Source organism: Hoyosella rhizosphaerae (assembly GCF_014643175.1).
Taxonomy (GTDB): domain Bacteria; phylum Actinomycetota; class Actinomycetes; order Mycobacteriales; family Mycobacteriaceae; genus Lolliginicoccus; species Lolliginicoccus rhizosphaerae.
On record NZ_BMJH01000002.1, the window covers coordinates 339,737 to 361,976 of the forward strand.

The following is a 22,240-nucleotide window of genomic DNA, read 5'->3' on the forward strand; positions in this document are numbered from 1 at the left end:
GCGGTGCCGTTTAATTACGGTGGGGGTCGACGTCGAAAATTTCGGCGAGGTTGTCCAAGATTGCGTGCGCTCCCTGCACACTTACCGGCATCATCCAGACTTCGTCGCGGACATCAACTTTGCGACCTTCCAATGTGTCCCATAGGCGACTTGCCCTGAATGGCTGTGCTGCTTCCCGTACCGACTCGGCGTCTTTGTCGTCGCCGGGGTCGTAGCTCGAGACAATAATGAGGTCAGCTTCCGCGAGATGTAGATTCTCCGGACTGATTGCGTTCATGATGTTCGTAGGGTTCTCGGGATCCGCTAGTTGGGAATCAGGGCGTGCAATCCCAGCATCTTCAAGAACAATTCCGCTGAATGAGGTCGTTCGGTAGAGGCGGGCGGTAGGTTCCCCTGCGAATCGAATGATCGACACGACGGGATTGTTGTGCTTGGCGTTGATCTCGGCGCCAATCTTCTGTGCTCGCTCCTCGTACTCCGCGAGCTTGGCGTCGGCGACGACTTCTTTGCCCAGTGCCTCAGCGAGGAGCCGAATGTTGTCCTTCCACGTTGGCCCTGTTGTCTCAGAAAACACGGTGGGGGCGATGGCGGACAGTTGGTCGTAGAGTTCGCCATGTCGAACCTCCGCGGAAATAATGACGTCGGGGTTGATGGCTGCGAGTCTTTCGAGGCTTGGGTTGCTCAGCTCTCCGACAGAGACTGCTTCGGCAGCGAACGTCTCACGATCGGCGCCAAGGTATTCAGGGAGGCCGTCCTGCCGATAGTCGGTGTGTGCGACAAGCTCAGATTCAAGCAAGAGAACGGCATCCGAGTAGCTTGAGTCCAATGCCGCGACTCGCACCGGCTGCGCAGGGATTTCTGTGGCGCCCCTGAAGTGCTCGACAGTGCGCGGAAAGTCGCCTTGTGTAGCGGTGGGGGATGTGGGCTCGACGTCCGGTGACGCGCACCCAGCGAGGAGTGCTGCGGCGACAACTGCGGAAGCGAGAACGCGCCGCGACTGTGTTGTGATCACGAAGTGATTGTCCTTTTCTTCATAGCGACGGCCCAGGAATGTGCAATCGGCCTCTGGACATAGAACGCGGTGATTCGGCACTATGGAGGCGTACGTGTACAGCGAGGTTGTGGGAGGCGTTTGCCATCACTGCTTAGCTCGCGCCAAATACGGTGGTTCGACAGCGGTGAAACACTGTTTTGAACGTGTCGCACCAAAAACCGCACCGCAAAACCGCAGGAAAACGGGCTGAGCATCAAAAAAATCGGCTCTTGTTACGACAAAGAGTAGGACCGGTGCACAACCGCTCAAACCGACGGTCTAGGATTCTCGTAGCGACAGCAATCAGTCCCTCGCCCGAAAGAGCCCGGGTCGTGGACGCCGCAGTCAGGAGGATCAGTGACCGCCGTTGCGCCCAAGCCAGTCTTAGACCGGCCATATCCGCCCAGGCAGGGGCCAAAGGGCTCCCTGATCTACAACATGCTCACGACCACCGATCACAAGCTGATCGGTGTCATGTACCTCACGACCTCGTTTTTCTTCTTCTTGGTCGGTGGCGTCATGGCGCTACTCATGCGTGCTGAGCTTGCTGTACCGGGGCTTCAATTTTTATCGAACGAACAGTTCAACCAACTGTTCACAATGCATGGCACCGTCATGCTTCTGCTTTACGCGACGCCGATCGTGTTCGGTTTCGCGAACTACATTCTGCCGCTGCAGATCGGTTCCCCAGACGTGGCGTTCCCGCGCCTAAACGCTCTTGGGTACTGGCTGTACACCTTTGGTGCGCTGATTGTTGTCAGCGGGTTCTTCACACCAGGTGGAGCAGCAGACTTCGGGTGGACGGCATACACGCCGCTGTCCAACTCGATCCACTCACCGGGTCCCGGTGGTGACCTGTGGATTGCAGGCCTCGCGGTTGGTGGTCTTGGTACCATCCTCGGTGCGGTCAACATGATCACCACGGTGATCTGCCTGCGCGCCCCAGGTATGACCATGTTCCGGATGCCTATCTTCACCTGGAACATTCTCGTCACCAGCGTGCTCGTTCTTCTCGCCTTCCCGCTGCTCACCGCAGCACTGCTCGGACTGCTTGCAGACCGACAACTGGGGGCGAACATATATGACCCGGCGAACGGCGGTGTGTTGCTTTGGCAGCACCTGTTCTGGTTCTTCGGGCACCCCGAGGTGTACATCATCGCGTTGCCGTTCTTCGGCATCGTGTCTGAGATCTTCCCTGTGTTCTCGCGGAAGCCAATCTTCGGTTACACAGGCCTGGTCTACGCCACGCTCGCGATTGCAGCGCTTTCCATTGCTGTGTGGGCGCACCACATGTACGCAACGGGAGCGGTACTTCTTCCGTTCTTCAGCTTCATGACGTTCCTCATTGCGGTACCTACCGGTGTGAAGTTCTTCAACTGGATCGGAACAATGTGGAAGGGGCATCTGACGTTTGAAACGCCGATGCTATTTAGCCTCGGCTTCCTCGTCACCTTCCTCTTCGGTGGTCTATCCGGTGTCCTCCTCGCGAGCCCACCGTTGGACTTCCACGTCACCGACTCGTACTTCGTGGTTGCACACTTCCACTACGTCCTCTTCGGAACCATCGTGTTCGCCACCTACGCTGGTATCTACTTCTGGTTCCCGAAGATGACCGGACGTATGCTCGACGAACGCCTCGGCAAGTGGCACTTCTGGACCACCTTCATCGGCTTCCACACCACCTTCCTAGTCCAGCACTGGGTCGGTAACGAGGGAATGCCGCGACGGTACGCCGACTATCTTCCCGGCGATGGTTTCACGACACTGAACACCATCTCCACTATCGGCGCGTTCATCCTTGGTGCTTCGACACTTCCGTTCATCTGGAACGTCTTTAAGAGTTCCCGCTACGGCGATGTCGTCACCGTCGATGACCCATGGGGTTACGGCAACTCGCTCGAATGGGCAACAAGCTGCCCGCCGCCACGGCACAACTTCACTGAGCTACCCCGAATCCGGTCCGAACGGCCTGCTTTCGAATTGCACTACCCGCACATGATTGAGCGGATGCGCGACGAAGCACACGTGGGACCAGGTCATGGGCACAAGGCCAATGAGTTGATCGAAGCCGACAGGCATGCTCCACCGCCATACCGTCCAAAGGCTAACCCCGAGGACAAGTAGTACGTACGACAACCACCCGGCCCTGCCCGCACACTGCTGGCAGGGCCGTTTGGGTGAGCAACAGTTACGCTTCACATGAATCTGTAGGGCGGAAAGGGGAGTGGACGGTGACAACGGTGGAAACCACAGTCCTGCTCACTGTGACGGGGCGGGACAAACCAGGTGTCACATCGGTGCTTTTTGGTGCTCTCTCGAGGCACGACACCAACCTGCTCGATGTAGAGCAAGTTGTCATCCGCGGGCGACTCACCCTCGGTGTGCTCCTCACAACCCCCGGCGATGCTGAGGCTCTTCAGAACGAAGTTGAGCAGGCGATGGCGTCAATCAATTTTGATATCGACGTCGAAATTGGTGCTGACCAAGCCGAACGGCGCAAACTTTCCACCCACGCCATCGTGGTACTAGGCAGCCCAGTCACTTCGCGCGCATTCAAAGTCATTGCGCGTGAACTCGCCCGCCAGGGAGTCAACATTGACACCATTCGCGGCGTCGCTGACTACCCAGTGACAGGTCTCGAACTGCACGTCAGTACCCCATACGGCACCCACGAGGACGACCTCACGCTTCGCGAAAACCTTGCGCGACTCTCAGTCGCTGAAGGAGTGGACATCGCCGTTGAACGCGGTGGCCTCGCCCGACGAGCCAAACGTCTCATCGTTTTCGATGTCGACTCAACCCTCATCCAGGGCGAAGTCATCGAAATGCTCGCAGCCCACGCAGGTAGGGAAGACGAAGTTCGCGCTGTCACAGAGGCCGCAATGCGTGGGGACATCGATTTCACCGAATCGTTGCACCGCCGCGTCGCCGCGCTGAAAGGTCTCGACGCAAGCGTCATCGAGGCGGTATCGCAACAACTTGAGCTCACCAAAGGCGCTCGCACCACCATCCGAACCTTGCGCCGTCTAGGTTTCCGATGTGGGGTGGTTTCCGGAGGTTTTCGGCAGGTCATCCAGCCGCTCGCTGATGAACTCGAGCTCGATTTCGTTGAGGCCAACACCTTGGAAATCGTTGACGGGAAGCTCACCGGCCGCGTGATTGGGCACGTCGTCGACCGTGCGGCAAAGGCCGTCGCTCTGCAAACATTTGCTGACCAACGCGGCGTTCCCATCGAACAAACGGTGGCAGTCGGTGACGGCGCCAACGATATCGACATGATTCAAGCAGCGGGGCTTGGAATCGCGTTCAACGCCAAACCGGCGCTGCAAGAAGTAGCGGATGCATCGTTGTCGCACCCCTACCTCGACGCGATCCTATTTATCCTGGGAATTACCCGCGACGAAGTTGAACACGCCGATGCGGCCGAGGGAAAAGTCCGCCGCGTTCCGCTGACGTGATGACCGACGTGAGTGCCCCGCCAGAGGGGTTTGTTCGTCGGCATGCAGACCTGCGCAAGTACTGCCATCCGGCTGTGCGTATCGGCGCCCGTCAGGACCCGACCGACCCCGCTGATGTGTTGGCCATGCAAATGGTGCTGCACATTCCCAAAGCGGACCCGCCGCAGCGAGCGAGTGTTCTTTCAGCTGCCGCAACAGCTGCCCTGTTGGTGTGTCTCGATGAATCATCGGAGCAATGGCGCGGTCCGCTCCTTGACTGGATGGGTTCGCGAATCCGAAAGGTTTCGCGGCGGGCGCGTGGCGCGCAATGGAGTGCGGCAGCTGCCGTCGAGGGCCTCACCGCGTCGCACGGCGGAGCTGAAGTCCATGCATGTGTTCCTTGCAGAGTTGGCGACGTTGATACTCGCATCAAGAAGCTGCAGATCTCTGGAACCGACATACCTGCTGATGTAAATGAAGACGTGGACGCGCAACTACCAGTGCTGTGGGTGAACTCCAGTCTCGGTATGACTGTAGGTAAAGCTGCAGCTCAAGTCGGGCACGCATCGATGCTTTTCGGCGCGGCGCTCAACACTGAACAGGCGTGGCTGTGGGCATGTCACGGTTTTGCGTGCACTGTGCGTGAGGCAGACAAAGCTACATGGGCTGAGTTGATGGCCGAGAAACCCGTAGTGGTCCGCGATGCTGGCTTCACTGAAATCGCTCCTGGATCAGCGACGGTTATTGCTACCTGGCATTAGTCCAGAAAAGCAACATGCTCACCTATTGATCATCTGGAACCACAGTAGGAAAATGAGAGACATGGCTTTCATGGCCTCGCTCTTGTGCTGTCTGCTTCTCACGACGCGGTCGCCTCCTCGCATGTCGTAAACCCCATCCGACACGACTAAAGGAGTAGGCATGATTGCACCAATGCGTGTTGCAGCCCTGTTCAGTGCCGCCGCGCTTGGCCTAGCGCTAACAACTGCGTGTGGAGATAGCGAGGTCGAAGACCTCATGGGGGACCGTGATGTCAACCAGGGCGAAACTAACGAACAAGTAAATGAGGTGGACGTCGGCACTCAGGAGTGGGGGCACCTCCAGTATTTAGCCGATGATTTGGAGTGGGTGGAAGGTCCTGGCTCTCTTGCCGAGGGTGCCGAGATGGTAGTCCTTGAAGGAGACCCAGGCGAAGCGGACTATTTCACGCTTCGGCTTCGTATGCCGGACGGGTTTGTGATTGACCCGCACTTCCACAGTGGCCAGGAACGCGTCACGGTCATTGAGGGAACCTTCGAGGTCGGACATGGCGAGGAGGCCAATTGGGACGAGGTAACGGCGTTGCCGTCAGGCGCATACTTCTCGATACCGCCTGAGTCCCCGCACTACGCAAGGGCAGATGGCCAGACTGTTGTTCAACTGAACTCAATCGGTCCATGGTCGATCACCTACGTCAACCCCGAGGATGACCCTCGAAACGAGTGAAGTCGACGATTAAATAGGCGTGGAGTTGGGGCGCGGTTCACAACCTGCTGGCGGTGATGCGTTGCAACGCCCCGACTACCACGGACCGGTCGGTTGTTGTCCACAGCGGCGGTAGGGAAGCGCGTAAGAACCCGCCATACCGTGCAGTCGCAATGCGCGAGTCAAGAATCGCAACAACCCCCTTGTCGTCGACTGAACGCAGCAACCGGCCTGTTCCCTGCGCAAGGAGTAGTGCGGCGTGCGATGCCGCGATGGACATGAAGCCATTGCCGCCTCGCGCTTCCACCGCTCGTTGGCGGGCCCGCAAGAGCGGGTCGTCGGGCCGGGGAAAAGGTATGCGGTCAATGATCACCAGGGACAGTGACGGTCCAGGAACATCGACACCTTGCCAAAGGGAAAGTGTGCCGAACAGTGACGTCGCTTCGTCGTCGGCGAACTGCTGGACGAGTTGGCGTGTCGAATTGTCACCCTGGCACAAGATGGGTGTGGCGATTCGCTGAGCAAGCATGTCAGCGGCGTCACGGGCGGCTCGCATAGACGAAAACAGTGCGAGTGTGCGCCCACCGGCGGCGTTGATGAGTTCACAAATCTCGTCGAGGTGAGAGGGGACAAGGCCATCCCGGCCCGGGGGAGGAAGGTGTTTGGCGAGGTACAAAATGCCGACACGAGGATGATCGAACGGGGATCCGGCATCCAAGCTCGACCACCGTAGCTGCGTCGGGTTGGCCGGTTGTCCGCTGGCGAGTGCTGGGTCTATGGAGGTTTCGCCCGCGTCGGTGGGTAGACCCCAGTTGCGTGCAAGCGCGTCAAATGCCCCACCGAGTGTGAGGGTTGCGGACGTGAGAATCACGGTGGATTCGGCGAACAGTCGTGAGCGAAGCAACCCCGCTACCGACAGCGGGGCGATACGCAGGACTGCTCCGCGGCGATCATCTGAGGTAATCCAGACGACATCGCGCCGCTTGGCCGGGTCCGGTTCGCCGAAGTTGTCGAGAATGCGCACTACGGCGTCGTGTATTTCCTCCAAAGCGGTTAGTGCCGCTGATCGTGCGGTGGCCGCTTCCGGTTCCGCGGAGAGCATCCCTGACCGGATTGGCCCAATCGCGGTGCGCGCCGATGAGGTTGCGTCCCGAACTGACGCAAGAATGTATTCACTGCCCGGTGGAAGCGTTTCCCATTGACCCGGTGAGATCGTGTCGAGGAGGTCAGATAGTGAGTCGGCTGCGGAATGAAGAGAATCCGCATCACGATCCTCGAGGAGTTTGCGGCATTTTCGGGCCGCCGCGAGCACGGTTTTAGCTGTCAGTTCGGCTGCGGCAGCTCCGGTGACTCGGTCAACGAGTTCGTGAGCTTCGTCGACGATCACAACATCGTGTTCGGGGAGGATCTGGGCGTCAGACAGCGCCCCGATAGCAAGCAACGCGTGATTGGTGACAACAATGTCGACGTGTGCGGCATCGGTTCGCGCGCGTTCAGCGAAGCAGTCCACACCGACGGGGCACCGCGAAACTCCGAGGCATTCCCTGGAGGTGACGCTGACTTGCCGCCACGCTTGATCAATTACTCCCGGGGTCAATTCTTCTCGGTCACCCGTTTCGGTCGTTTCTGCCCAGTCGTGTAGTCGACGGACCTCCCGGCCGAGTCTGGATGCCGCGAAGGGATCAAAAAGTTCTTCTGGTTCACTCTCAGGCTCGTCGGGTGTGTTGTGCAGTTTGTTGAGACAGAGGTAGTTGTTGCGACCCTTCAGGATCGCAAACTGGGGGGTGCGGCCAAGATGCGGTGCGAGAGCCTCCGCCAGGCGAGGTAAATCGCGGTCGATGAGTTGCTTCTGCAACGCGATTGTTGCAGTGGAGACTATTGCCGTCTTGCCGGATTGCACCGCGTGATGAATGGCGGGGACGAGGTACGCAAGTGACTTACCAGTGCCTGTTCCGGCTTGGACAGCGAGGTGCTCGCCGATGTCGATTGCGTGGGCGACGGCATTTGCCATGCGCAACTGGCCGTCTCGCTTGGTCCCGCCGAGTGACGTCACTGCTTTGGTCAGCAGGTCCGTTACAGCGGTGGATGTTGTGGTGACGTCGGCGTCCGGTTGTGACACCCAACGAGGCTACTCCTCGTTGGGTGCTGGGTCCGAATGACGCGCTACTGTTTGATCGCCCCACCCACGGATCCGGTGAGAACGGCACCCGCTTCGCTCAGTTCAGACAGTGCGGCATCGATGGTTTGAGGGGAGACACCGACGGTGTAATCAAGCAGCACCTGGGTGTGAAAACCAGCTTTCACAGCGTCGAGGGCGGTTGCGCGAACACAGTGGTCCGTCGCGATTCCCACGATGTCGACCTCGGTGATGTGGTGGTCTCGTAGCCAGTCGGCCAAGGCCACCCCTTCTGAGTTTGCGCCTTCAAAACCTGAGTATGCAGCGGTGTAGGCACCCTTGGAGAACACGTCGTCGATAGGGTGCAGATCCAAGTTGGCATGAAATTCAGCTCCCGCCGTCCCAACTTTGCAGTGCACTGGCCACGTGTCAACAAAGTCTGGAGTGCTGGAAAAGTGCTCACCCGGGTCAATGTGGTAGTCGCGGGTCGCCACAACGATGTCGTAGGCACGATCTGAGATTTGTGTGTCGGCGATGAGGGCGGATATTTCGCCAGCGATCTCGCCGCCACCTGCCACGGCAAGTGATCCGCCTTCGCAGAAATCGTTTTGGACGTCGACGACTATGAGTGCTCGGCGCGGTGAAGTCATGGATGTGCCTCCTCGTCGATGAACCGGGTCGGGATCGCGGGTTCTCCGCGGGACAAAGCGAGACCTTCCCAGGGCAAAGTTGCTAGCCCGGCCGCAGTGTTTTGACGTGCTTCTTCCAGTGTTACTGGTGACGCTGTTCGTTCGCCACCATGCACCAAATCCTGCGTAATGATGCGTGCGTTCGGCGCATTGGGGGGTGCCGACGAGGCGCTGTAAATCACTTCTGCGGTGACGACGCCGGAATCGCGGGCGGTGCGCACGACAGCTTTGGCGCCACCCTTGGTTTCCTTGTTGCTGCTGCGTTTAGCGACAGGGATGCCGTCAACTTCCACGAGTTTGTACACCATTCCGGCGGTCGGGGCGCCCGATCCTGTCACGACGGACGTGCCGACGCCGTATGCGTCGACGGGTTCAGCGCGGAGAGCGGCTATGGAGTACTCGTCAAGGTCACCGGACACCACAATTTTGGTTTGCGTTGCGCCTAGGCGGTCAAGTTGGTCCCGCACCTGGCGGGCCAGCACACCAAGGTCACCTGAATCTATGCGCACGGCGTTGAGGTCTGGACCGGCAACTGCGATGGCATTTTCGACACCTGTGGTTATGTCGTAAGTGTCGACGAGGAGAGTGGTGCCGACTCCGTGGGCTTCGATCTGGGAGCGGAAGGCAGCGACCTCGTTGGGGCCGTCGGCATCGGTGTGCAGCAGAGTGAATGCGTGGGCGCTTGTTCCCGCGCGGGGAACTCCATGGCGGCGGGCGGCCTCAACATTAGAAGTCGCGGTGAAACCCGCGATGTAGGCTGCACGCGCGGCCGCGACGGCCGCTTCTTCGTGGGTGCGTCTGGAACCCATCTCAATGAGGGTGCGCCCCTGCGCTGCGCTGACCATCCGGGTCGCAGCGGAGGCAATTGCGCTGTCGTGGTTGATGATGGACAGCACCACCGTTTCGAGCAGTACGCATTCACCAAAAGTCCCACTGACCGTGAGCACGGGGGAGCCAGGGAAATATAGCTCGCCCTCTTGATAGCCGCTGATGTTGCCCGTGAATCGGTAATCCGCCAGCCACGACACGGTGTCCGGGTCGAGGAACTTACTCACGGTGGCAAGTTCGTCGTCGCCGAATCGAAAATTGTCAATTGCGTCGAGAACTCGTTCGACGCCTGCGACGACACCGTACCTTCGACCATCGGGGAGCCTGCGCGCAAACACTTCAAAAGTGCTCGTGCGGTGCGCAGTCCCGTCCTGCAACGCAGCCGCAAGCATCGTCAGTTCGTACTGGTCAGTGAAGAGAGCTGTGGAGGAACCGTTCACATTTAGTACCGTACGGCCCTTTGACTGATGGTGCTGAGCTTAAGTTGTTACCCGATTTTGTCCGGCCGCGTGGAAACCCACAGTGAGGTCGTCGTACCCTGGTTCTATGCCTGTTCCGATGGAAACCGAGCCCCAGGCCACCCCCGGTGGACTCGCCGTCGAAAGTACAGACGAGGCCAGCCAGCGCCCCTGGGTCACGATTGTGTGGGATGACCCAGTTAATCTCATGCAGTACGTCACCTACGTTCTGCAAAAAGTGTTTGGTTACAGCCGCCAGAAAGCCACAGAGTTGATGCTGAAGGTGCACAACGAGGGTAAGGCTGTGGTGTCGTCCGGGACCAAAGAGAAAGTGGAGTCGGACGTTCGAAAACTGCACGCTGCTGGACTATGGGCAACGATGCAGCATGAGTCCTGATCTGAAGATTCGTTGACTAAGGATGCCGATACCCTGTGCAAGCTTGGATTAGAAAAAACACCCTTGGGGGTGTTCGGATTCGTTCGCAGCTTGATGCGCACGAGGCGAAGGTATTGCGTTCGGTAGTCAGCTCGGTGGTTGTGATTCTCGACGAGCGTGAGCAAAACACCCCGCACGATGAACTTGAAGAGCTCACCGGCATGAAATCCGGAAACAGCAAGGCTCCCGACAATGCGGTACTGGCGCGTTTGCTGCCAGAGTTTTGTCGGCCCGACCAGGACCCCCACACTCAGGATCCAGGCGCCAAGCAATCCGACGAAGACTTGGATTCGCTTAACAGTGCACTGCGTAGTCTCAACGAGCCGTCGATTATCGATGATAAGCGCAGCGCCGCAAGTGTCCTACTCGACTCGTTGCCGTCCGATGGTGGAAAAATTTCGTTGACGCCCGAACAGGCTGACGGGTGGATCTGCGCTATCAATGACGCGCGTCTCGCTCTGGGGACTGTGCTGGAGGTTGACGATGAGATGTCGGAGGAATTTGATCCCGACGATCCGAAGGCACCGCAACTCGGTGTGTATCACTGGTTGACGTGGATGCAGGATGCACTGGTGGGCGCATTGATGGGCCAACGCTAGGGTCCGAAGTTTTGCCCCGGGAACAACGGCGTCCTGCGTCGTCGTTGACATAGGGAACGGTAGATCCCGCAACTGCGAGGCAAGCATTGCGTGCGACATGAGGGAGCCAGCGATGACGTACAACCCAGGGGGATTCGGTATGCAGCCGACGGGGGGCCGTCCACCGGCGCGGCGTTCCGGCGTTGACCATGCAGATCGGTGGAAGCAATCATTGCTGCTGACCACGGGTTTCGTTGCCATCCTCTATGTGATTGAACTGATCGATGTCATCACGCATCAACCGTTCGCCCAAGCAGGCATAGCGCCGCGTGACTCAGACGGTTTAAGTGGCATTCTTTTTGCCCCGCTGATTCACGCCAACTGGGGACACTTGATGTCCAACGCTGTGCCGCTGCTTGTCCTCGGATTCTTGGTGTTCTTGAGTACTCTGATGCGCGCAGTAGCCGCCACGGCGATCATTTGGATTGTCGGGGGTGCGGGAACCTGGCTGACTGGCGGTGAGGGCACTGTTCACATTGGAGCGTCAATCATCGTATTTGGCTGGTTAGCTTTCCTTGTTATGCAGGGCATATTCAGTCGAAACGCTGTCCAGCTGGCTGTGGGGGTGGGCGTGCTGTTCCTGTACGGCGGCCTATTCTGGGGAGTTCTGCCGGGACAGCCGAATATTTCGTGGCAGGGCCACCTGTTTGGTGCCATCGGTGGCGTGGTCGCCGCCTGGGTGCTGTCGGGCGCTGATCGTGAGCGGCGCAGGGCGGCCAGGCCGGGTCCGAAGCCGTATGGAGGTTTCGCGGCGTAGTGTTGGGATCTGTGAATTCTCGAGCTGCGGGTGCGCCGATTGTGGAGCATGCAGGTGCTGATGCGCCGATTGGGATTTTTGATTCGGGAGTAGGCGGACTAACTGTTGCGCGCGCAATAATTGACTTACTGCCGGACGAAAACATCATCTATATCGGCGATACTGCGAATGGCCCCTATGGCCCTCTCACTATTCCTGAAGTCAGGGCGCATTCCCTTGCCATCGGCGACGACCTTGTGCACCGAGGCGTGAAGGCACTCGTGATCGCATGTAACACGGCATCTGCTGCGTATCTCCGAGATGCTCGCGAGCGATACCAAATACCGGTCATCGAGGTGATCCTCCCCGCGGTCCGACGGGCAGTGAAAGCAACCCACAGCGGGAAAATAGGTGTCATCGGCACTCAGGCCACCATCAGTTCGAGGGCCTATGAGGACGGTTTTGCCGCAGCTCGTGACCTCACCGTCAGTTCCGTCGCCTGCCCCCGCTTTGTTGACTTCGTGGAATGCGGGATCACCAGCGGCCGACAAGTTATGCAATTAGCGCAGGGATACCTCGAGCCCCTGCAACGCGACAATGTGGACACCGTCATTCTCGGGTGTACGCACTACCCATTGCTATCCGGGGTTATCCAACTCGCGATGGGCGACGAGGTGACACTGGTGTCTAGTGCCGAGGAAACTGCAAAGGATGTTTTCCGCGTTCTGACCGAACAGAACTTGTTGCGTGACCACGATGGGGCACCCGCCCGCAGAGATTTTTTGGCCACCGGCGATCCCGACCGTTTTCGTAAGCTAGCGGCACGCTTTCTAGGGCCGTCAGTTCCCATCGTCGGCCATGTGTGACAGATGCTGATTTCCTCAAAATCGTTGCGGGCCAATGCATTTCAGTTATTCGGCACGCAGAATTGAAATTGACTGAGTTGCGCGCGCATCGCAATAACTAAATGTCACAAATAGGTCCGCATTTGATGATGGAGCCGTCTCATCTTGGTCTAGTTCTTGCATTAGACAGCCAAAATGCGGGAGACGTTGAATGCAATTCGTTCAAACATGGCAGCATATGGGTTATGCGCATTACCGTCCTTGGCTGCTCCGGGAGCGTATCCGGACCGAACTCGCCAGCGTCGGGGTATCTGATTCAGGCCGACGATACCCCTCCGCTTGTGCTTGACCTCGGTGGCGGCGTGCTCGGAGCATTACAGCGGTATATCGACCCAGGGGATGCCACCCTTCTGCTGTCGCACCTGCACGCAGACCACTGCCTCGATATCCCCGGACTTCTCGTCTGGCGGCGATATCACCCCAACCCTCCCAAGGGGCGCGCCATCGCCTACGGGCCCACCGACACCGCACTGCGTATTGGTGCGGCATCGTCAGAAATTGGTGGGCACATCGACGACATCTCAGACGTACTCGACGTTCGAGTGTGGGAAGACGGCGAGTCTGTGCAATTTGGTGGGGTTCAAGTGCACCCGCGTCGCGTTTACCACCCGCCGGAATCGTATGGCTTCCGCATGACGGGGCCCGACGGTCAAGTTCTAGCGGTCAGCGGCGACACTGGCGTGTGCGACGCCGTCCTCGACTTGGCCGATGGTGCCGATGTGTTCCTGTGTGAAGCATCGTGGACACACGCACCTGACCGCCCAGTCGGCGTGCACCTATCTGGAACCGAAGCAGGCATGCTTGCCCGCAAAGCCAGTGTTGGCACGTTGCTACTGACGCATATTCCGCCCTGGACGTCCCGCGACGAAGTGCTTGCAGAAGCAAAAGCCGAATTCGATGGCCCAGTTTTTGCAGTCTCGCCGGACGATGCGTTCGAAATCGCGCGGACCCCGACCAGGGAAAACCCGGTAAGCAGCGCCTAAACTCGTGCGTCACACGTGAACTACCGGTGGGGAAGCCGCTAGTCTCGAAGTGTGACGAGAAGAGAAGACGGCAGAGCAGACAACGAACTTCGCCCAGTAAAAATTACCCGCGGGTTCACCAACCATCCCGCGGGTTCAGTACTCGTCGAGTTTGGGCAGACCAGGGTGATGTGTACCGCTAGCGTCGTTGACGGGGTACCGCGCTTTAAAGAGGGCAGCGGAGAAGGATGGCTCACGGCTGAATACGCCATGCTCCCAGCTGCCACGCACTCGCGTAGCAACCGCGAATCAGTGCGCGGAAAAGTCGGCGGCAGGACGCAAGAAATCAGCCGACTCGTTGGTCGTTCACTACGCGCATGCATCGACCTGAGGGCCGTCGGGCCACGCACCATCACCATTGACTGCGACGTGCTGCAAGCAGACGGAGGCACCCGCACCGCCGCGATCACAGGTGCGTATGTAGCGCTCCATGACGCAATGACGTACCTCGGCGCAGCAGATGCACTTGAGGACCCCCAACCGCTGTCCTGCGCAATCGCAGCAGTAAGTGTCGGCGTGGTTGACGGCCGTATCCGCCTGGACTTGCCATACGAAGAAGACTCACGCGCCGAGGTTGACCTCAACGTAGTGGCCACTGACACCGGTACGTTTGTCGAGGTTCAGGGCACCGGGGAAGGGGCAACATTCCCGCGCAGCACACTCGACAAACTCCTCGACCTCGCAATGGAGGGGTGCGAGCAGTTGGTAGAAATCCAGCGTGAAGCTCTCGCCGCACCCTACCCAGGCGTACTGCCTCAGCCCCGCCCGCACGGATCAAAGAAGAAAGCATTCGGCACTAAATGACAAGCAACGCACGGGAGCATTCCCGAACGCTCCTTGTAGCTAGCCGCAACGCCAAAAAGCTCAGCGAACTACAGCGGATGCTTGACGCTGCAGGAATCGTCGGAGTTACCCTCGTTAGTCTCGCCGATGTTGCTGAGTACCCCGAAACACCGGAAACCGGCGAAACCTTCGAACAGAACGCACTAGTCAAGGCGCGCGACGGTGTGGCCGCAACTGGATACGCCTGCGTGGCCGACGATTCCGGTTTGGAAGTCGCCGCGCTGCACGGTATGCCGGGGGTGCTCTCTGCGCGCTGGAGTGGCACACACGGGGCAGACGACGCCAACACGGCGCTCGTGCTCGCGCAACTGCAAGATGTGCCTGAGGGGCGCCGTGAAGCAGCGTTCGTATCCGCTTGCGCACTCGTGCTACCCGACGGGTCAGAACACGTCGTACGTGGCACCTGGCGGGGCGCACTTGCGCGATCCGCACGAGGAAGCGGGGGATTTGGGTATGACCCAATCTTCATCCCCGTGATTGGCGACAACTCGCCCTACGGCGAACTCGCACCCTACACGGCGGCAGAAATGTCACCGGAAGAAAAAGATGCGGTGTCCCACCGCGGCCGAGCCCTACGCCAACTATTGCCCATCATCGCGCAGTGGGTAGGACAAGAGTGGGTCGAACAGGACAACTGACCTAGTTACTCGCCCTCACCCGGTTCACCCTCGCCAGGGTTGTCCTCGGGTGAAGGGCGTGGCTCAATGCGCAAAGTGGAATCGATTTCCTGCACCGCATCAGTCACTGCTTCGGCATCACGAGACAACGTGGTGACCCGCAACTGAACGACGTAAGTTGCGTCGTCAATCTCGGCGACCGCGGTGCGTTCCACCACAGCCATGTAGCCGAACTCTTCGTCAACAAACTCCCCGGACAACGCATACGAGGGAAAACCACTCACTGTGTTTTCGTCATCGTCGAGGGCAATTTCGAACTCGGGGAGATTCTCCAGCGCTCCGGGGGCGTACTCAAGCAATTCCTCGGCATCCACCTGGCGGTCGAGGCGCTGGATAGTGAGCACCGCGGTAGGCAGTGGTCCAGGGTCCGTTTCGAATGCCCATTCAGTTCCTACGGCAGCAAAATATGCCTGAGGGAAGGTCTCCACATCGCCGACCGACCATCCGTCTGGCAGGTCAAACTCCACCACTGGCCCTGTCTCCGCCCCCCAGAACAGCGGAGTTCGCCCGATACCCGATTGGCTCAAGTACTCAATAAGGGTTACCGACGGCTCTGACTCCTCCGGTTCAGACTCCTCTGCCGTGGGCGGAGTCGGCGCCACTGAAACCGCAACCGTCGTCGGTGGCGCGTCACTAGATTCCACGTCCGCGTCGCTTGTGCACCCCGTGACGACTACCGCGCCCACTAACGCACCTGCAACACCCAACACCACACGACGGTTTGTCATGTCTTCTACATATCCCGCCACGAGGAGGTTGTCAAAGAGAACTGTGAATCAGAGTCACAATCGTTGCCCGGCACGGACCTTCGCAGTGACCCTATGCTCGACCACAAATGACAAGAACGGGACAGTCCCGGCCAGCAGAACACCCAAGGTCGGAATGGGCCGCCAGCGAGCTTTAACCGCAAGATCAAGCGTCATGATGAGAAAGATGAAGTACACCCAGCCGTGCACAATCGGGATGATCCGTGCCGCTTCCGGCAGGTCCATGTCGAGGGGGTACTTCGCGATCATCTCCACCGTGAGCAGCAACAACCACAGGCCTGTCGTAATGGCGAGCACTCGATACCGCTTCAACGCAGAAGCAATCCTCGGTGGCAACTCGACATCCGCCGTCGGCTGGCTTTCACTCGTTGACACCGAGTACTCAGACGTCACTGGTTGTTCCTCTCAGGGCTGGTCCTTTTAGGTTGGGCGTCGGATCCATCTGCGAGCTCAGCCAGAAGCTTGTTGTACTCACGCAACGTGGGATCAACATCCGTGCTGCTCGGTGCCGCAGTTGGGCGTGGTGGGAGGAGACCCTCAGGGATCTCGCGCGGCTGCTCGGGATCACCATCCACAGCGTCACCCTCCGCTTCGCGCTCCTTCTCGAGCCGCACAAACCGAAAATACGCATAAACGAAAAAGCCCGCAAACAACGGCCACTGCAGCGCATACCCAAGGTTTTGTGCCGACCCCGCAGCCGAGTCATAACGCTGCCACTGCCACCAACCCAACGCCAGACACGCCGCCGACGCGACAACAACGAACGCGATGAGGGCTACTCGGTGGGAACGGGACTGCTCAGACACGCTTCTACGGTACCGGTAAAAGCGCTGTGAGCGCGCACACGCCTTGGCTGACTTTCGGGATGGAGCCCACATTGCGACCGCCTTTGTGGGTGTTCAGCCTGGGTAGATATCGCATGTCCGGTGTCTACCCATACCTGGCACGTGTGAGGATTCGGCGATACGGCATCCAAGCCAAGGCTTTGATCGCTGTTCATGGCCAGAACGGACGCCCGCACGTGCAGAAGAATGCATCGTCAAACGCTGAATTCTTCATGTATTCGTCTGCACGTGGACAACCATCAAGACGACCAGCCCGACTCAACCTCAGGGGCGGTGCGAACATCATCGCCGCACGCTCATCACCAATGGCACCTACACAGGGTGGTCAACAAGGCCACACCGGTTGCGCCCAGCGGTGCCCCGAACTCAACCGCCAAACACCAACGGGAGAAACGCAGACTCGACGCTGACAGGTGTTAGGCCCGGGATTCCTCGTCGGGTAAGGGAGCGCTGTTCATGTGATCACGACTGCTTCACTATCCGGATTGCTTTGTGCTGCTTTCGGTGTCGAACCAAATGTTTCAGGTTTCGCGGTGCATGTGCCCCACACGTAGGGGTGTTCTTTTCCTCAGGATTTGACCCCGGTGGGGTAATGGCCTGATCACCCGGCGCTTCCAGCAGATAGGGTTGTGTCATGCAGGAGTCCGGTCATGGCGATTTCGAGTTCGAGCGCAAGTTTTTCGTGCACGACATGCCTGAGGTAGCGGCGTCTGATCCGAGCCCGACGATGATCGTGCAGGCGTATCTGTTCGCGGCCGATGGCTATGCGGTTCGGGTGCGAGTACAAGGCCCTGCACCTACGAACTGCGACGCGACCCCAACCGACTTGGTTGACGCTCTCGGGGAGTCCGCGTTGGGGACGATGGCAGCAAAAGGGCCAGCCGTCGGCGGCACCCGCTATGAGGCTGAGCGAGAAATCGATCCGTTGGTAGCGGGACAGATCGTGCGCCGTTGCGAACAAGTGGTCGCGAAGGTTCGGTACGCAGTGTGGCTGGGGGAGGACGGCTGGGTCATCGACCGATTCCTCGGAGGCAACGCGCCGTTGGTGATAGCGGAGGTAGAACGTGGCGCGCCAGTGGTCAACCTCGCTGTGCCGGAGTTCTGCGCCACTGAGGTGTCGGAGGATGACCGCTTCCGCAACGAGTACCTTGCCTTCCACCCCTACGATGCGTGGGCGGAGCGTTACCGGCGTGAGCTAGCACTGCTCGGACCGAAGTTCGTCCACACTCTGGGGCGTAACCGCATCGCTGGTTCCTAAACGGGCGTGCTTGTGGCCTCGTTCGTCAACGGTCGAAGTGTTCCTTGTCGGCCCCGAGAATTAACTTCGCTGTCCTCGGCAGCGTCCCCACAATCGCATGACCGTTGCGTCTATTCGTCAGGTAGCTCGCCGCTTTGTGATCCTGACTCTGACTTCCTGCACCCGCCCCCATGGCACCCATCGGCGCGACGCCACCCATCATCGAACGCCCACCACCGGCAACGCTGGCTTTCGTCGCGGATGTCTGCCCCGGAGTTTGTGGCCCTGGCGTCCCTGGGGTGCGGGGTGAACTTGTGTTTCCTGGTGCTAATGGATTACCAGGCGATATGCGTGAACCACCACCCCATCCGGTGGCGACGGGGCCCGCGGAGCCTGGGCGGGGCCCAGCTATTCCACCGCCTGGGCCAAATACCCCACCTGCTGGAGACCCTGTCCCTGGTGCTCCTGTGCCGGTTACCGTGGGTATGGGCCTTGTCGGTTCAGTCCCGGAAACATGCGGTGATGTCGGGGTTACGCTCGCGGGTGAGGTGGTTGCCTCCGAGGGCAGGGTGCGGGGATCGTGTCCGTTCATCAGTGGCTCGGCATTTGTCACGGTGTGGGCATCGCCTGCCCGACTCGAGATTGGTGATACACCTACTGGTTCTCCTGATCCCGTCGACGAGGCTGACGAACCGCCTTGTGAACCAGCACGGGGATCAGTACCACCGGTATTGGAGCCATTCGTGTTCGCACTACCGCCGGTCTCACTGCCGGTGGTCGGCACATCCGGCGGCGGCAACACCGGAACCCCCGCCACCGCATCCACCACCACCGGCCGATACAGCAACTCCATCGCATCGCGCGCCTGCACCTCCGCCACCACACGCGCCTCCGCAGTCGTCGGCACCACAACTGGTACCGCACCGACCGCATGGCCTAAACCCTGCGACGTCACATCAAGTTTCTGACTGACCTCCACCGCCGCCGACCCCAACGTGGACAAACTCACCAAGTAGTTCCCAACAGCGTGATCAATCTGCTCCGCCAACATGCCCTGCCACGCAGCACGCAGCACCCGCAAACCCGCCGCCGCATCCTCCGCCGCCGTGATCAGCTCCTGACCAACGACCTGCCACGAGCGCATAAAGTGCAGCAGAATATCGAGATCACTTATTACTGATTGCGCACCGACCACAATCTGTTCGAGTGGCATCACAGCGAACGGTTCTGACACCGTCACCGGCAAACCCTGATACCCCACCGTGCGAGGGCTGAGATTCCAGGCACTCGCAGTTTCGACGGAGGATTTGAGGTCGCGCACATGATGGTCAAAGAGCGCCGCCACCCCACCCTCGGGTGAGGGTTCCACAAGCCGAGTGATCGACGTCGCATTATCGGCATCAACACCAAGCAACAACCCGGTGGCGGCCCGGAACGCAAGGATCATTGAGTCTGCTGCCGCAACATGTTGGGACACAATCTGATCGAGTGAATCAGCACCGGTATCCCACAACGCACCGTAGGCCGCGATCAGTTGCTGGCTTGAGACGAATGTACCGAGTCGCAATGATGCCGACGGCAACCGGTGGATACGGTTTGCGCGAATATCGACGAGGCGGTCCTTCAACCTCTGGCACGCAGAAATCGCTTGACCGGCCGCTTCCGGATCAATATCCAGCACACCACCTGCGGCGGTGGTCCCAAAAAACGGTGTTGTCATCACGTCCCCCTGATCCACACGCTGTTATTCCGCCGGGAGATACGGCTCCAACAACGCCGCATACTCCAACACCAAGTCATCAGCCTGCAGGGTTAAATCCCCCAACGACGACAGGTTGAGGTTCACCCACACACTCCCCGCGCCGGTCTGGAAGGCCACCTCCGCACACACACGCGGACCGCAGGACAGTAGGTTGTAATGCAATGCTGCACGACCGTTAATCGATACTTCGCGCATGTTCTCCGCAATTGTCCGACTACGGACTTCCTGAATAGGGCGGTCGTCTGATGCGATCCAGACCCACATGTAGGGGCCTTCCCACGCGCACTCGCGGTGATCGTTCCAGTGCACCCCGGTGATCGATTCGTTGCCGAATATGCTCATGTACTTCGTTGATGGGTCTAGCCCCACCGCTTCGACGGCTTCATCGGGGATGTCCTCACACGGATCAAACACCGCCGGTGGACGCACCGGGGCCGGGGTCGTCACCTCGGTCGTCTCGGTCAACACCGTCAACTGCTCAGCACCGAGATCCTCAGTCGTCGACTGGGCACACCCCGACACCAGCGCACACGCGAACACCAGACCCACACACCGACACCACACACCCAACACCTGGCTCATCAAAGTCCCCCTCTACAGAACACAGACGCAGCGCAGGCACAATCGGTTCCGCCTGCGGCGGTGGTCCCAAAAAACGGTATTGTCATCACGTCCCCCTGGTTCGCACGCTGCTATTCCGCCGGGAGATACGGCTCCAACAACGCCGCATAGTCCACCACTAGTTCATCCGCCTGCAGGGTTAAATCCCCCAACGACGACAGGTTGAGGTTCACCCACACACTCCTGTTTCCGGTCTGGAAGGCCACCTCCGCGCACACCCGCGGACCACAGGACTCAAGGTTGTAATGCAACGCCGCACGACCATTGATCGAAATCTCGCGCACATTCTCTACAAACACAAACTCCGCTACCTCGTCGATCGACGAATCCGCAGACACAATGAAGATCCGCATATGGGTCCCGTTCCACGCACATTCGCTACGCCATCTGACATGCTTGTCGTAGAGGTTTTTGTTGCCCGCGATGCTCATGTATTTCGTCGCCGGGTCCACGCCCACCGCTTCGACGGCTTCATCGGGGATGTCCTCACACGGATCAAACACTGCCGGTGGACGCACTGGCGCAGGCCCTGCCACCTGCGTCACCTCGGTCGTCTCGGTCAGCACCGGCGACTGCTCAAAACCGAGCTCCTCAGTCGTCGACTGGGCACACCCCGACAGCACTACACACGCGAGAACCACACCGACACACCGACGCCACATATTTCCCCCTCTGTGAAGACCAGACGCACCCGAGGCCAAATCGGTTCCACCACCACATCATGATTGGAGTCACTATGGCTCGTCTGGAATCCGTTGGACATCTGGCTAACCGAGCGGAACTGTTGTTCGGCTTCTGGGTTGCTGGTTAGTGCATCTCACGCTCCGACCGACCTTAATTGTTGAATTTGGGATCCAATCAAGGTCGCAAACTCAGGCGAATGGTGGATGCTCGGATAGGCTGACCGCCGTGCGGAAACTCATGCGGAGGACGATCCTTGTCGGAGTGCTTGCCCTAGTTGGCGTTATTGCGCTGTCGAGCGTGTGGGTTCAGTGGAATAGCACGTCGCGGATCGGTACCAACACCGAGCAGGACTGGGTGATCGTGCTAGGGGACCGGGTGCGCGACGGTGAGCCGTCGGATTACTTGCGCGAGCGACTCGACACTGCCGTCAGCATCGTCGAGGACGGTCGCGCGCAGCGGGTGCTTATCTCCGGGCATGCCGCGTCGATTAAGGGCAACGAGGTAGCGGCGATGCATGAGTATCTCGTTGACCGAGGAATCGATGCTGCGGCTATCACAGAAGATGAGCATGGCGTGACGACATATAACACTTGCGCCCGCGCCCACGCGGTGTTTGGTATCGACAACGCGATCATTGTGACGCAGGACTTCCACCTGCGACGGGCCGTAGCGCTGTGTGAGGGGCAAGGTATCGGCACGGTAGGGGAGCAAGCGTCCGCCGATGCCGGTGCCTATCTGACGGTGCGCAACTGGTTCCGCGAAATTGTCCTTTCACGCCCCAAGGCGCTGCTTGATTCGACACTCGACCCTGTCCCGCGAACTCTCGAACTGTGATGCTGGCTGGGGCTTGATAAAGCCTGCATTTCGACCGCCAATGCGTTCAAATGTAGGTTCCTTGCCGTCTAGCACCTGAAAACGAGAAAAACCCAGACCTAAAAGGCCTGGGTTTTTCACACATGGTGCGCGAGGGGGGACTTGAACCCCCACGTCCGAAGACACTGGAACCTAAATCCAGCGCGTATGCCAATTTCGCCACTCGCGC

The 22,240-nt window shown here is 59.3% G+C and carries 23 protein-coding genes and 1 tRNA gene; 13 read left to right on the forward strand and 11 right to left on the reverse strand.

What is annotated here, in order from left to right:
* Positions 1-10: 10 nt before the first annotated feature.
* Positions 11-1,012, reverse strand: coding sequence for an ABC transporter substrate-binding protein (locus IEW73_RS09775; RefSeq protein ID WP_188673944.1), 1,002 nt, complete (start codon positions 1,010-1,012; stop codon positions 11-13).
* A 378-nt stretch (positions 1,013-1,390) separates the two neighbouring features.
* On the opposite strand from IEW73_RS09775, the gene ctaD reads away from it, so the two are divergent.
* The 4 genes from ctaD (at position 1,391) to IEW73_RS09795 (ending at position 5,955) form a co-directional block, all read left to right on the forward strand.
* On the forward strand, positions 1,391-3,157 hold the full coding sequence (ctaD, locus tag IEW73_RS09780) for an aa3-type cytochrome oxidase subunit I (RefSeq protein ID WP_188673947.1): 1,767 nt from the start codon (positions 1,391-1,393) through the stop codon (positions 3,155-3,157).
* A 107-nt stretch (positions 3,158-3,264) separates the two neighbouring features.
* Positions 3,265-4,491, forward strand: coding sequence for a phosphoserine phosphatase SerB (gene serB / locus IEW73_RS09785; protein ID WP_188673949.1), 1,227 nt, complete (start codon positions 3,265-3,267; stop codon positions 4,489-4,491).
* Positions 4,491-5,231: a peptidyl-tRNA hydrolase gene (locus IEW73_RS09790; RefSeq protein ID WP_188673951.1), complete on the forward strand. Its 741-nt coding sequence runs from the start codon at positions 4,491-4,493 to the stop codon at positions 5,229-5,231. Before serB ends, IEW73_RS09790 begins: the two co-directional genes overlap by 1 nt.
* A 160-nt stretch (positions 5,232-5,391) precedes the next feature.
* Positions 5,392-5,955 carry a cupin domain-containing protein gene (locus IEW73_RS09795; RefSeq protein ID WP_229675902.1) on the forward strand — a complete coding sequence of 188 codons (564 nt, stop codon included), beginning with the start codon at positions 5,392-5,394 and terminating at the stop codon, positions 5,953-5,955.
* 37 nt (positions 5,956-5,992) lie between these two features.
* On the opposite strand, the gene IEW73_RS09800 is transcribed toward IEW73_RS09795, so the two are convergent.
* From IEW73_RS09800 to IEW73_RS09810, 3 genes are read right to left on the reverse strand one after another with little or no spacing between them, the layout of a single operon-like run.
* Complete coding sequence (locus IEW73_RS09800; protein ID WP_229675903.1) at positions 5,993-8,053, reverse strand: ATP-dependent DNA helicase; 2,061 nt, start codon at positions 8,051-8,053, stop codon at positions 5,993-5,995.
* A gap of 44 nt (positions 8,054-8,097) precedes the next feature.
* On the reverse strand, positions 8,098-8,700 hold the full coding sequence (locus IEW73_RS09805; RefSeq protein ID WP_188673953.1) for a nicotinamidase: 603 nt from the start codon (positions 8,698-8,700) through the stop codon (positions 8,098-8,100).
* Positions 8,697-9,959: a nicotinate phosphoribosyltransferase gene (locus IEW73_RS09810; protein WP_229675957.1), complete on the reverse strand. Its 1,263-nt coding sequence runs from the start codon at positions 9,957-9,959 to the stop codon at positions 8,697-8,699. The genes IEW73_RS09805 and IEW73_RS09810 overlap by 4 nt, the downstream gene beginning before the upstream one ends.
* A gap of 166 nt (positions 9,960-10,125) precedes the next feature.
* Here IEW73_RS09810 and clpS point away from each other — a divergent pair, with 166 nt between their 5' ends.
* The 7 genes from clpS (at position 10,126) to IEW73_RS09845 (ending at position 15,243) form a co-directional block, all read left to right on the forward strand.
* A complete protein-coding gene (gene clpS, locus IEW73_RS09815; RefSeq protein ID WP_188675024.1) occupies positions 10,126-10,422 on the forward strand; it encodes an ATP-dependent Clp protease adapter ClpS in 297 nt (98 codons plus the stop codon).
* A gap of 35 nt (positions 10,423-10,457) precedes the next feature.
* Positions 10,458-11,060, forward strand: a complete 603-nt coding sequence (gene aosR / locus IEW73_RS09820; protein WP_188673959.1) for an oxidative stress transcriptional regulator AosR — start codon at positions 10,458-10,460, stop codon at positions 11,058-11,060.
* Between the two features lie 112 nt (positions 11,061-11,172).
* Entirely contained in the window at positions 11,173-11,856 is a 684-nt protein-coding gene (locus IEW73_RS09825; protein WP_307816045.1) for a rhomboid family intramembrane serine protease, read from the forward strand.
* Between the two features lie 2 nt (positions 11,857-11,858).
* A complete protein-coding gene (gene murI / locus IEW73_RS09830; protein WP_241012297.1) occupies positions 11,859-12,701 on the forward strand; it encodes a glutamate racemase in 843 nt (280 codons plus the stop codon).
* A 224-nt stretch (positions 12,702-12,925) separates the two neighbouring features.
* On the forward strand, positions 12,926-13,723 hold the full coding sequence (locus IEW73_RS09835; RefSeq protein ID WP_188673962.1) for a cyclic nucleotide-degrading phosphodiesterase: 798 nt from the start codon (positions 12,926-12,928) through the stop codon (positions 13,721-13,723).
* A 51-nt stretch (positions 13,724-13,774) separates the two neighbouring features.
* Positions 13,775-14,566 (forward strand): ribonuclease PH, encoded by a 792-nt coding sequence (rph, locus tag IEW73_RS09840; RefSeq protein WP_188673965.1) that lies wholly within the window; start codon positions 13,775-13,777, stop codon positions 14,564-14,566.
* The gene (locus IEW73_RS09845; protein WP_188673968.1) at positions 14,563-15,243 is read left to right on the forward strand and encodes a non-canonical purine NTP pyrophosphatase; all 681 of its coding nucleotides are present in this window, start codon (positions 14,563-14,565) and stop codon (positions 15,241-15,243) included. Before rph ends, IEW73_RS09845 begins: the two co-directional genes overlap by 4 nt.
* 5 nt (positions 15,244-15,248) lie before the next feature.
* Here IEW73_RS09845 and IEW73_RS09850 read toward each other — a convergent pair whose 3' ends face one another.
* From IEW73_RS09850 to IEW73_RS09860, 3 genes are read right to left on the reverse strand one after another with little or no spacing between them, the layout of a single operon-like run.
* Positions 15,249-16,010, reverse strand: coding sequence for an LpqN/LpqT family lipoprotein (locus IEW73_RS09850; RefSeq protein ID WP_188673971.1), 762 nt, complete (start codon positions 16,008-16,010; stop codon positions 15,249-15,251).
* A 54-nt stretch (positions 16,011-16,064) separates the two neighbouring features.
* A complete protein-coding gene (locus IEW73_RS09855) occupies positions 16,065-16,424 on the reverse strand; it encodes a DUF3817 domain-containing protein (RefSeq protein ID WP_188675034.1) in 360 nt (119 codons plus the stop codon).
* A gap of 14 nt (positions 16,425-16,438) precedes the next feature.
* Positions 16,439-16,855, reverse strand: coding sequence for a transcriptional regulator (locus tag IEW73_RS09860; protein WP_188673974.1), 417 nt, complete (start codon positions 16,853-16,855; stop codon positions 16,439-16,441).
* A 673-nt stretch (positions 16,856-17,528) separates the two neighbouring features.
* On the opposite strand from IEW73_RS09860, the gene IEW73_RS09865 reads away from it, so the two are divergent.
* Complete coding sequence (locus tag IEW73_RS09865) at positions 17,529-18,152, forward strand: CYTH domain-containing protein (RefSeq protein WP_188673977.1); 624 nt, start codon at positions 17,529-17,531, stop codon at positions 18,150-18,152.
* 25 nt (positions 18,153-18,177) lie between these two features.
* Here the strand turns inward: IEW73_RS09865 and IEW73_RS09870 are convergent, their stop codons facing one another.
* From IEW73_RS09870 to IEW73_RS09880, 3 genes are all read right to left on the reverse strand, one after another.
* Positions 18,178-19,851: a hypothetical protein gene (locus IEW73_RS09870; RefSeq protein ID WP_188673979.1), complete on the reverse strand. Its 1,674-nt coding sequence runs from the start codon at positions 19,849-19,851 to the stop codon at positions 18,178-18,180.
* Between the two features lie 24 nt (positions 19,852-19,875).
* Positions 19,876-20,475: a DUF3558 family protein gene (locus IEW73_RS09875; protein WP_188673982.1), complete on the reverse strand. Its 600-nt coding sequence runs from the start codon at positions 20,473-20,475 to the stop codon at positions 19,876-19,878.
* Positions 20,476-20,585: 110 nt separating this feature from the next.
* Positions 20,586-21,176 carry a DUF3558 domain-containing protein gene (locus tag IEW73_RS09880; protein WP_188673985.1) on the reverse strand — a complete coding sequence of 197 codons (591 nt, stop codon included), beginning with the start codon at positions 21,174-21,176 and terminating at the stop codon, positions 20,586-20,588.
* A 247-nt stretch (positions 21,177-21,423) separates the two neighbouring features.
* On the opposite strand from IEW73_RS09880, the gene IEW73_RS09885 reads away from it, so the two are divergent.
* The gene (locus tag IEW73_RS09885) at positions 21,424-22,032 is read left to right on the forward strand and encodes a SanA/YdcF family protein (protein ID WP_229675904.1); all 609 of its coding nucleotides are present in this window, start codon (positions 21,424-21,426) and stop codon (positions 22,030-22,032) included.
* Between the two features lie 123 nt (positions 22,033-22,155).
* Here the strand turns inward: IEW73_RS09885 and IEW73_RS09890 are convergent.
* Positions 22,156-22,240, reverse strand: a tRNA-Leu gene (locus tag IEW73_RS09890).